This is a genomic window from Caecibacteroides pullorum (assembly GCF_019239235.1).
In the GTDB taxonomy this organism is placed as follows: Bacteria; Bacteroidota; Bacteroidia; order Bacteroidales; family Bacteroidaceae; genus Bacteroides; species Bacteroides pullorum.
The window spans coordinates 25,866-36,689 of sequence record NZ_JAAZTS010000026.1 but is presented as its reverse complement, the minus strand read 5'-3'; the positions used below and the strand labels follow the sequence as shown (position 1 = coordinate 36,689).

Sequence of the window (10,824 nt, the reverse complement as noted above, 5' to 3'; positions counted from 1 at the left end):
GAACAAAATATCGAGATTATCTTCAGAATATCGCTGCTTGAAAAAGTTAACAACGCTCTTATCGTTGATAAAGAAAAGAGGGTGAATCGCGTATTACGACACACCCTCCCCTTTTAATTTCTAACGCCCCTTACTTCTTTCTTTTCAACACAACAGCTGTACGCGCAGGGATATATAGTTTCATCCATTCTTTCTTTTCCTTCTTATAGAGAGGGTCGGGGATGGTGAAATGTTTCACGCTGTCGTCGGCAAATCCGTAACCTCCATAAGCGGGATCGTCGGTGTTGAGAATAACTTCGTAACAACCGGCGGGTACCAGGAATCCGTAGTCGGTGAACGACTGCTTTGGATTGAAATTGAAAACAAATACCAAATCCTTACGCATATAGGCGAGTATCTGGTCGCCGTCGTTGTGCCAGATTTCCTGTACGGGAGTGGCCTGGAAGTTTTTAATGCTCTTGATGACCTGCAGCATGGCAGCGTCGAAGTCGCCCAGGTAATGGTAGGCTAGGTTCTTGTTATCTACCAGGTTCCATTGGCGACGGGCATACTTGCACGACCATCCGTTGCCTTCGCGTGGGAAGTCTATCCATTCGGGATGTCCGAACTCGTTGCCCATGAAGTTGAGGTAACCTCCATTGATGGTAGTGGCTGTCAGCAGGCGGATCATCTTGTGCAGGGCAATACCGCGTTTCACAACGTAATTCTCGTCGCCTTTCTGCATGTGCCAGTACATGTCTGCGTCTATCAGGCGGAAGATGATGGTCTTGTCGCCCACCAGTGCCTGGTCGTGGCTTTCGGCATACGAGATGGTCTTCTCGTCGGAACGGCGGTTGGTTACTTCCCAAAACATGCTTGAAGGTTTCCAGTCTTCATCGATCTTTTCTTTAATAGTTTTAATCCAGTAATCCGGGATATTCATGGCCATTCGGTAGTCGAAGCCGTATCCTCCATCTTCATACTTGGCGGCCAGGCCGGGCATACCCGACACTTCTTCAGCTATAGTGATTGCTTTAGGATTTACTTGATGAATCAGTCGGTTTGCTAAGGTCAGATAACAGATGGCATTGTCATCCTGATGGCCATTGAAGTAGTCGCCATAGTTGCAGAATGCTTCTCCCAGTCCGTGGCTGTAGTAGAGCATGGAGGTCACACCGTCGAAACGGAAACCGTCGAAGCGATATTCTTCCATCCAGTACTTACAGTTGGAGAGCAGGAAGTGAATGACTTCATTTTTGCCATAGTCGAAGCAGAGTGAGTCCCATGCCGGATGTTCGTGGCGGTCGCCGGGATAGAAGTATTGGTTGGGATCGCCGGCAAAGTTGCCCAGGCCTTCTACTTCGTTCTTCACAGCGTGTGAATGTACAATGTCCATGATGACTGCAATACCCATGCTGTGAGCCGTATCAATCAGTTCCTTCAGTTCATCGGGAGTGCCGAAGCGTGACGAAGCGGCAAAGAAGCTAGACACGTGGTAACCGAAGCTGCCGTAGTAAGGGTGCTCTTGGATAGCCATGATCTGGATACAGTTGTAGCCGTCCGCAGCTATACGTGGCAAAACTTTTTCTTGAAATTCTTTATAGGAGCCTACTTTTTCTTCCTGTTGCGCCATGCCGATGTGGCATTCGTAGATCAGCAATGGATCGGTTGCCGCTTTGAAGGCGCGTTTTTTCATTTTGTACGGTTTCTCGGGATCCCATACCTGCGCACTGAATATCTTAGTTTCATCATCTTGTACGACGCGGGTGGCCCATGCAGGAATGCGTTCGCCGCATCCGCCTTCCCAGTACACTTTCAGTTTGTACAGGTCGCCGTGTTTCAGTACGTCAGCCGGGAGTTTCAGTTCCCAATTACCGTTGTTTTTACGTTTCAGGCTGAATTTTTTCTCTTCCTTCCAGCCGTTGAAAGTTCCAATCAGAAAAATTTGGGTAGCGTTGGGAGCCCATTCACGGAAAACCCAGCCGCTTTCAGTACGATGCAGACCGAAGTAAAGGTAGCCGGATGCAAAGTCAGAGAGCGTCTTTTTTCCATTATTTGTTAGCTCGGCTTCCTTGCTTATCGCATACTGATGACGTCCGTTTATGGCATCGGCATAAGGCTCCAGCCAAGGATCGTTTTTTATGAGATTAAGTGTTTCCATAACGGATGAGTTTTATTGTTGGTTCTATTTAATTTAAGCTTTTACTTTAACGATAATTTTCTTCACGCCATCGGGAGTGATGCCAGGAGCATGTCCGTCCTGAGGGAAGAAAATGGCAAACATGCCGGGTTTCACGTCGATGTAGCTTTCAGCCAGTCCCTCGAAGAAGGTAATGTCTTTTTCTGCGTTGTAAGGGGCATCAGCAGGCAGGCAATCGCAAGCGGGGGTATAACCCATAATTTCGGTTCCTGATAAGGGGATTTGAATGTCGATAAAGTCTCTGTGGGTTTCAAGGCGTGCTTGTTCTTTGGTCTTGGGCTTGGTCTCCGTTACGTTTACAAGCAGGTCCTTGCCTTTCAGTTCAGTTTTGCCAAGCTCAAGCGTATTCAAGTCACGCGATTTCAAAAACTCAACGGCTTGGGCGAACAGAGGGTTCAGTGATACATACTTTTCTATGTTTTCCAGTTTGTCTATTACCATAATCCAAATGTTTTAGTTAGTTATAATCAATTTTATTCGAAATCATCTATCGTGTAGTTTACGAAGTCTGCAAAGCGTTTCATCTGACGGAAGATATCTGTTGTACGGTCCAAGAAGTCTGGAGCCAGAAAGAAATCGTCAGACAAGGGACAGTTGACGGTATATTCCTTGCATTGCAGGTATTTCAGGTAAGGGAAATTCTTGGGAAAGCCTTTCGGGGCAGTTTTCAGGAACGTTTCGCCGACGACAGGGAAGTAGTGGCTGAAAGCGGGATCTTCCACAATAGCTCGGAACTCGTCGATATTGTCATATACGGCTTGGCGCAAGGCTTTCAGCAGGGCAGGAGGGGGACAATAGCTTCCTCCGGCCAGCAGACAGTTACCGGGTTGCAGATGGATGTAGTAGCCACAATGATCTGATTTTTTTCCTTTGGCGTTGATATAGCCTCCCATATGTATTTTGTAGGGCGTTTTATCTTGGCTGAAACGTGTGTCGCGGTAGATGCGGTAGGTACAGTCTTTGGCTTCGATACCACGAATCGTTTCGTCGAACGTTGAAATGCGTGCGATGACAGCCGTCAAGAGATTTTCGAATTCACTACGGGCCGATTCGTAAGCATCGCGATGGGCATTGAACCAGTCGCGATTATTATTGGCGGCCAGGTCTTTCAAATACCGGAATATAACAGGAATGTCCATATTCTGTCTCTTTTTATCAATGTGACAAACTTACGAATAATATTTCTAAAATGCCAAATAATGGTAAAAAAAAGCATCGGTTTTGGGGTAAACCGATGCTCTTAAAGCATTCATTAAATCAACAGACGCCTCTGTTGTGCCTCCACCTACTTTCACAAGCCGGCTTCTGGTCTCAATTAATCTTATATCTAATACTATGAAAAACACATTTATATAACAGACGAAGTATCTGTTTTGTTCAGCAGGAAAATGATTTTTTCTCTTATCTTTGCATAAAAAATAAGAAGAAACATCATGAAAGAGTATTCATACGATGAAGAAAGCGTCAAGGCCTTGTGTGATTGGGCGGTTCACGCCACTTTCCCGAAAGAGGCGGATTTGAACGAGGCAGAGCATATTTTCGATGTAGACCGTTATGTTCAGGCCAATTTGAACGATATCAAAGCGCATTACCCTGATCCGTTTTATCATCCGGCTATTACGCGATTGTATCTGTTGAAAGATATTATGGAAGGAAAGGATACGGAGTAACGCTGCAAGAAAACGGATAATGATTCTGATAGGTAATGCCCGACATATTTCGTCCTTGATGCAAAATTCTGCATCAGGGACGGTGTGCCGGGCATTTCTTTTGTCTGTTTACAGCGTGAACTTCAGTATCTTTGCGCTGTATCCTTTAACGGTTATGTCTGTGGCCTTGTAGGGCAGCAGGCAGACGGTTTCTTCGACGCCAGTGAGCAGATCGACGGCCTGGTAGTGTTCTACTTGCGGCATTTGCAGGTAGCTGAAGGCGTGGGAAGGGATGTTGACTGCCACGTCGGCAGTGGCGGAGTCGAAGTTGGCGACGATGAGCAGCACTTCGTTGCCGTGTTTGCGGAGGAAGGCATACTGGCGGTGTTCGTTGAAGCGCCAGCCGCCAATGTTGGCATACATCAGGTCGAAGAACAGGCCGTGGGCAATGGCTTCCTCTTGACGGCAGAGGGTGAGGACGCGCTGGTAAACGTCATGCAGACGTTGTTCGTCGTCGGTCAGCATGCGCCCGTCGAACTTGCCGCCGTCGCGCCAACGGCGGATGGTCCCCACACTCCAGTAGTCGAAGATAGTGGTACGTCCGTCGCGTCCGCTGAAGCCTTCGTGATCCATGCCGGGTTCGCCAAACTCCTGTCCGAAGTAGATCATCATGGGGTTGGTATTCATGCAGGCCGATACGACCAAGGCAGGGATGGCTTTCCAAGGATTTCCGGCAAAAAAGTCGGAGGCGATGCGCTGTTCGTCGTGGTTTTCCAGGAAATTGAGCATGCGTTGCTCGATGCCACCCAAACTTTGCCAGCAACGGGTGATGGCGGTAGCCGATTCGTTACTGCAGACGATGGCGCGGAGTGTATCGTAGAGTCCTACCTTGTCATACAGGTAGTCGAAGTGGCCGCGGTCCAGGTAGTTGCGATATTCGTAGGGGTTATAGACTTCGGCGATGAAGAGCAGATGGGGATACTTTTCTTTTACTTGTGGGATGGCCCATCCCCAGAATTCGACGGGCACCATCTCCGCCATGTCGCAGCGGAAGCCGTCTATGTCTTTCGCGGCCCAAAAGAGGAGGATGTCCCGCATCTTTTCCCACGTGTCGGGGATAGGGTCGAAGTGGCGGGTGCCACCGTTCTGGTAGTCTACGCCGTAGTTCAGTTTCACTGTCTCGTACCAATCGTCAATCGTAGGGCAAGCATCGAAGCAGTTGTTGCCCGTAGCTTTGGCGGGATATTCATGATAGGGTTCAGCAGCACTGCCTTGCATGTCGAACTGCCCGTGGAGCTCGCTTTGCGGGATGTAGTAGAAGTTGTTGTAGGGGCTAAAGGCATAATGTGGATCGTCGTTGGCACCAAGCTGTGAAGTGCCGTCGGGCTGGGCGTCGGAGTGGTATTGGCGTGCCACGTGGTTGGGCACAAAGTCTATGATGACTTTCAGGCCGGTGCGGTGGGTACGCTGTACCAGATTTTCGAATTCCTTCATACGTCCGGGAACGTCCTTGGCCAAGTCGGGGTCTACGTCGTAGTAATCCTTGATGGCATAGGGCGAACCGGCCTTACCCTTGACTACGGCAGGATGGTCGGGGCGGATGTTGTAGCGTCGGTAGTCAGTTTGTGTGGCGTGCTCGATGATGCCCGTGTACCAGACGTGCGTGGCACCCAGCCGCTTGATTTCGCCCAGGGCCTTACCCGTGAAGTCGGCCATTTTACCGCAGCCGTTTTCGGCCAGGCTGCCGCCGTGGATGCAGTGGTTATTGTTGTTTCCGAAGAGTCGGGTGAACACTTGGTAGATGATGAGTTTGTTGTCGATGTCGTTCATGGTTTTTTATGTTATTACTGTTGGGTTGTTGATCGGGTTTTCATTTTTCTTCCGTCTTCCAGAGGCTCCCGTTTTCCTCCAGCAGGCGGGCAATGGTCTCCTGTGTCGTTTCGTAGCCGTGCATGAAGATTTCCTCCGCTTTTTCCAGTTCGCGGTTGCTGTAATCGGCCAGATTGGTGGGCTCGATGAGCAGATCGGCCTTCTCGCGTTCGGGGAAGGTGTTGGAGCGGAACATGAAGTTGTACGAGCGCAGGGCGATGCTGACAATGTTCATTTTGTACTTGGGCGCCAGCAGGGGGCTGACGTTGATGGCCACTACCTTCTCGCAGATACGCCGGATGATGCTCACGGGCAGGTTCATCAGCACGCCACCGTCCACGTAGTTGGTGCCGTCGATGCAGACAGGTGCAAAGAGCACCGGCATGCAGCACGAGGCGGCCACGCGCTCGGCAATGTCACCCTTGTGGAAGTGGACTAGCCGTCCATGGTCCAGGTCGGTAGCCGTCACGATGAGCGGCGTCTTCAGTTGCTCCAGGCGCTTGGCCTTGAGGTTGGTGCGCAGGAAGTCGATGAATTCGTCCAGTTCGAACAGCCCCACTTTGGGGATGACCAGCTTCGTCAGATCCTGGAACGTGTGGCCGGCGAAGAAGCGAAGCACGTCGTGCGGCTCGTTGCCGTCGGCATAAAAGACGCCCGCCAAGGCTCCGGCACTGACGCCGGAGAGGACGTCGGGGCGGATGCCGTGCTCCAGCAGGGCCTGCATGACGCCCAGGTGGGCAAAACCCTTGATGAAGCCCCCGCTCAGGGCGAAGCCTGTCGGGTATTTATAGGTGAAATAGTTGTTGGCAGTCGCTTCCATAAACATGTTTTTTATCGGGCACGAAGTTAGTGATTTTCTCAAAAGAAGAAAGAAAGTCGGGCAGAAAAACGCATTCGGCAGGATTCCCGAGGCCTTGTTTGTGTAGAAAAATATTTTTTTCTGCTCTTCCGAGGGGTCGGACAGGTAGCTAAAATCTTTTGGCAAACGAGACGCTCCCCCTTCCGGTGCGAGGCAGGGCCTTCGGAGGCCGCCTGCGGTGCGGAAGGGGGAGCGTTTCAGAAGCGGGACCTTTCGGGACCCCTTATTTGCGGGCCAGAGCACGGAGCACCCAGTAACCGCCCAGCCACTGGAGCAGCATGCCCGGTACGCCGATTCGGAAATCTTGTGCAGCCAGGTGGAAGTCGCCGCAGAGCAGCCACTCGAAGCCTGTGCCAACAACCTGATAGGCCAGTACGGCGGCGAGCAGGCCTCCGAACAGCACCTTGTCCTTGGCCCGACGGGCTACGATCGAGGCGGCCACGGCCAGCAAAGTGGACTTGATGAGGATGGCGGGTAATACGGCGGCAGCAGGCATGGCGAAAAGCAGGTGGTTGACTACGGGCGACAGAACGGCTGTCAGCAGACCCACGCGCAGCCCGAATTTATAGGCGGCCACGAGTGTAAAGAAGTAGATGGGCAGCAGAGTGGGGCCTCCCAGCGGCAGAAGGTGGCAGAGCTGCGGCAAAAGGATGTTGCCTGCTACGAACAGCAGGGCAAATAGATAGGTTTTTACGTTCCCGAACGGGAGGGAATAGAGTTTTGCAGATGTATTCATCATCATGGTTTTTATGTTCTTTATGGGTTACACAATCAGTTCGTAGTTGCGGGTGCCGATACCGATGGCTTCGGCGTGTTCCAGTCCGGCCTGCCAGTTGGTGTTGGGGTGGATGAGGTGGAACTTGTCGCAGCCGCAAAGGTCGTCGTGCTCGTGCTTGTTGCCCAGCACATTGTTACCGTGGAGCACGGGCGTCTGGTTCACCAGATCCGCGCAGGCCTGGTCGAGAGCCACGGGATCGGTCGAAGCCAGGATGCCCAGGTCGGGGATGATGGCGGCGTCGTTGTGGTTCCAGCAGTCGCACTCGGGCGATACGTTCATCACGAAGCTGACGTGGAAGTGGGGCTTGTCCTTGAGCACGGCCTTGGTATATTCGGCTATCTTGTAGTTCATGTTCTCCGACGTGTCCCAGCTACCAACAACGGCACCGTCGTGCTGGCACAGGGCGACGCACTGTCCGCAGCCCACGCACTTCGAGTAGTCAATCTCGGCTTTGCGGTCGGCGTTCAGATGGACGGCGTCGTGGGCACAGTGCTTCACGCAAATGTTGCAGCCGATGCAGTTCGCCGTGTCAATCTTCGGTTGGGCGGAGGCGTGTAGTTCCAGTTTGCCGGGAACAGCGGCGGCTCCCATGCCCAGGTTCTTCAGCGCGCCGCCGAAGCCAGCCTGTTCGTGTCCTTTGAAGTGGGTCATGCTGATGATGATGTCTGCGTCAGCGATGGCGGTACCGATTTTGGGTGCCTTGCAGTATTTGCCGTCAATGGGTATTTCGCGGTAGTCCGTGCCCTTCAGGCCGTCGGCGATGATGACCTGACACTGGGCGGAGATGGGGTTGAAGCCGTTTTCCATCGCACTTTCCAGATGGTCCACGGCGTTGGCGCGGCGGCCGGAGTAGAGCGTGTTGCAGTCGGTCAGGAATGGTTTGGCGCCGTAGCTGCGCAGCAGGTTCGCCATGCGTGCGGCGTAGTTGGGGCGGATGTAGGCCAGGTTACCCGGCTCGCCGAAATGTATCTTGATGGCCACGAAACTGTCCTTCAAGGGCAGTTGGGCGATGCCTGCCTTCTTCACCAGGCGCTCCATCTTGTCGAGCAGGTTGGAGGTGGGCGAAGTGCGCAGGTCTGTGAAGTAAACTTTTGCTTTTTCCATGTCTTTTTACCTATTCGTAATTACATCTGTGGCAAAATTAACGGAAAATATCCATATAAATAGGTATTTGTAACTAAAAAAATCAGCCGTCGCCTTTCTTTCCGTAATCGGGGTAGCGACGGCTGTAATCGGTGTACAGATGTGGATGTCTCAATCAATGAATTTCAGGCAGACAGGTTTGGTTGTTTTGATGCGTCGGCCCGTGTCTGTCAGCAGGCCGGTCGAGGCGTCGCGGGCGAAGATCTGGATCTCGTCGGTGTCGCGGCAGGCCACAAGCAGATACTGTCCGTTGGGAGTCAGAACGAAGTTGCGTGGATGGATGCCTGTTGGCTGATAGCCCGCCTTGCTGAGCGTGCCATCCTCGGGGTTAACGCGGAAAATGGCCAGTCCGTCGCCTTTCAGGCGGTTGGAGGCGTAGAGGAAGCGTCCGTCAGGCGAGAGGTGGATGTCGGCGCTGCCGCGGGCGTCTAGCGTATCGGCCTGGACGGTCTGCATCAGACTCAGGCTATCGCCGTCATAAGTGAAGGCCATTACTTCGCCGGAAAGTTCCGTGATGAGGTAGGCAAAGCGGCCGTCGGCGGAGAATACGGCGTGGCGTGGGCCGGAGCCGGGAGTCAACCGGATGTCTGAAGCACGCTGTCTGTCCACCAACGGCGTGTTGCTGCCCTTCTGTCGGGTGTTCAGCGGGAAGCGGTGGATGCGGTCGGTACCGAGGTCGTTGGCCAGCAGGTAATGGTTGTCCGGCGTGAAGTAGACGAAGTGCAGGTGGGGAATGGCCTGGCGTTCCTTGTCGGGACCGCTGCCTTCGAAGCCGATGGTCTGTCCTGGCTTCAGGCGGCCTTTTCCATCGAGCGGAAAGAGGGAAATGTTGCTGCCGTTGTAGTTGGCCGTTACGACGTAGTCCTCTTCAGGGCTCAGTGCAATGTGACAAGGGGCAGCACCCTGCGTGGGTTGGGAATTGATGAGGGTCAAGGTGCCAGTGGCGGCGTCGAACGTCAGGGTATGGGCACTGGCCGTTCCACCGTCGTCTTCGCCTACGCTGTATACCCGTTTGCCGTCCTTCGAGACAGTCTGGTAGGAGGGGTTGGAGATACCTTTCACTCCGCTCACGTATTGTCCCTCACCAATCGCTTGGTTGAATTTATAGACTTTGATACCTTCCTGGTCGGCAGGACCGTAACTTCCCACCAGCATATAGAGAGTATCCGAAACGGATGTTGTGGCTGCTTGCTGGGACTTCTTCCCTGTGCAGCCTGTTAGTATAGCAATGCCTGCACAGCATAAGATTAGTTTCTTGTTCATAGCTCATTAAGGATAAAAAAAGGCTGCGTCGTTCAGGAGATGATGCAGCCTTTTATGTGATTTTTATAGAATTTTGGATTATGCGATACCGTGGGCATTGACTGTGCTGTCAATTTTCTTGATCAAGCCCTGCAGTACGGCGCCGGGTCCGCATTCAGTGAATTCGGTAGCACCGTCGGCAATCATGTTCTTTACAGACTGTGTCCAGCGTACGGAAGCCGTGAGCTGTGCTACGAGGTTCTTCTTGATTTCTGCCGGATCAGTGTGGGGCAGGGCATCCACGTTCTGGTAAACAGGGCACTTCGGCGTGTGGAAGTTGGTGGCGTTGATGGCAGCTTCCAGTTCTACCTTAGCAGGATCCATCAGCGGAGAGTGGAAAGCACCGCCTACCTTCAATGGCAGGGCACGCTTGGCGCCGGCTGCCTTCATCAGTTCGCAAGCTTTGTTGATGCCTTCGATGGAGCCGGAGATAACAATCTGTCCCGGGCAGTTGAAGTTGGCAGCTACGCAAACTTCGCCTTCCTTGCTTACCTGTTCACAGATTTCCTCAACCTTCTCGTCCGGCAGGGCGATGATGGCAGCCATGGTAGAGGGATGAGCCTCGCAGGCCTTCTGCATGGCCATGGCACGTGCATATACCAGCTTCAGGCCGTCCTCAAAGCTCAGGGCACCGGCAGCAACCAGGGCTGAGAATTCGCCGAGCGAGTGACCGGCAGTCATTTCGGGCTTGAAATCGTCGCCCATGCAGAGGGCGGAAATAACGGAGTGGAGGAATACGGCAGGCTGTGTCACCTTGGTCTGACGGAGGTCTTCGTCCGTACCGTTGAACATGATATCAGTAATGCGATATCCGAGGATATCATTGGCTTTTTCAAACAATTCTTTGGCCAGAGCCGAGTTTTCGTACAGGTCTTTGCCCATTCCTACGAATTGGGCGCCTTGGCCCGGAAATACAAATGCTTTCATCTTTTTAATTATTTGGTTTTGTAAAAAATAAGCTTTTGTTTCTGAAAAGCGCTGCAAAGGTAGGTCTTTTTCTGTTAACCACCACACAAATTCAGTCTTTTTGTGCAATCGGGTGTGT

General features: G+C 52.4%; 10 protein-coding genes. 1 reads left to right on the top strand and 9 read right to left on the bottom strand.

Going from position 1 to position 10,824, the window contains the following annotated elements; genetic code table 11:
• Positions 1 to 130 precede the first annotated feature (130 nt).
• The 3 genes from HF894_RS13075 to HF894_RS13065 are packed head-to-tail and all read right to left on the bottom strand — an operon-like array spanning position 131 to position 3,318.
• Positions 131 to 2,140 carry an alpha amylase C-terminal domain-containing protein gene (locus HF894_RS13075; RefSeq protein WP_075316951.1) on the bottom strand — a complete coding sequence of 670 codons (2,010 nt, stop codon included), beginning with the start codon at positions 2,138 to 2,140 and terminating at the stop codon, positions 131 to 133.
• Positions 2,141 to 2,173: 33 nt separating this feature from the next.
• Positions 2,174 to 2,620 (bottom strand): YhcH/YjgK/YiaL family protein, encoded by a 447-nt coding sequence (locus tag HF894_RS13070; protein ID WP_021848228.1) that lies wholly within the window; start codon positions 2,618 to 2,620, stop codon positions 2,174 to 2,176.
• Between the two features lie 32 nt (positions 2,621 to 2,652).
• Positions 2,653 to 3,318, bottom strand: a complete 666-nt coding sequence (locus HF894_RS13065; RefSeq protein WP_075316949.1) for a DUF2461 domain-containing protein — start codon at positions 3,316 to 3,318, stop codon at positions 2,653 to 2,655.
• Between the two features lie 294 nt (positions 3,319 to 3,612).
• Between HF894_RS13065 and HF894_RS13060 the strand changes: the two genes are divergently transcribed.
• Entirely contained in the window at positions 3,613 to 3,849 is a 237-nt protein-coding gene (locus HF894_RS13060; RefSeq protein WP_021848226.1) for a DUF6965 family protein, read from the top strand.
• Between the two features lie 108 nt (positions 3,850 to 3,957).
• Here the strand turns inward: HF894_RS13060 and HF894_RS13055 are convergent, their stop codons facing one another.
• The 6 genes from HF894_RS13055 to fabD all read right to left on the bottom strand — a co-directional run bounded on the left by HF894_RS13055 (position 3,958) and on the right by fabD (position 10,706).
• Positions 3,958 to 5,658: an alpha-amylase family glycosyl hydrolase gene (locus tag HF894_RS13055; RefSeq protein WP_204972941.1), complete on the bottom strand. Its 1,701-nt coding sequence runs from the start codon at positions 5,656 to 5,658 to the stop codon at positions 3,958 to 3,960.
• 40 nt (positions 5,659 to 5,698) lie between these two features.
• Complete coding sequence (locus tag HF894_RS13050) at positions 5,699 to 6,517, bottom strand: patatin-like phospholipase family protein (RefSeq protein ID WP_075318863.1); 819 nt, start codon at positions 6,515 to 6,517, stop codon at positions 5,699 to 5,701.
• Between the two features lie 262 nt (positions 6,518 to 6,779).
• Positions 6,780 to 7,292 (bottom strand): ECF transporter S component, encoded by a 513-nt coding sequence (locus HF894_RS13045; protein WP_075318861.1) that lies wholly within the window; start codon positions 7,290 to 7,292, stop codon positions 6,780 to 6,782.
• Between the two features lie 27 nt (positions 7,293 to 7,319).
• Positions 7,320 to 8,438 (bottom strand): DUF362 domain-containing protein, encoded by a 1,119-nt coding sequence (locus HF894_RS13040; RefSeq protein WP_075316946.1) that lies wholly within the window; start codon positions 8,436 to 8,438, stop codon positions 7,320 to 7,322.
• A 150-nt stretch (positions 8,439 to 8,588) separates the two neighbouring features.
• On the bottom strand, positions 8,589 to 9,740 hold the full coding sequence (locus HF894_RS13035; RefSeq protein WP_204969052.1) for a lactonase family protein: 1,152 nt from the start codon (positions 9,738 to 9,740) through the stop codon (positions 8,589 to 8,591).
• Positions 9,741 to 9,818: 78 nt separating this feature from the next.
• Positions 9,819 to 10,706 (bottom strand): ACP S-malonyltransferase, encoded by an 888-nt coding sequence (gene fabD, locus HF894_RS13030; protein ID WP_075316944.1) that lies wholly within the window; start codon positions 10,704 to 10,706, stop codon positions 9,819 to 9,821.
• Between the last annotated feature and the right edge of the window lie 118 nt (positions 10,707 to 10,824).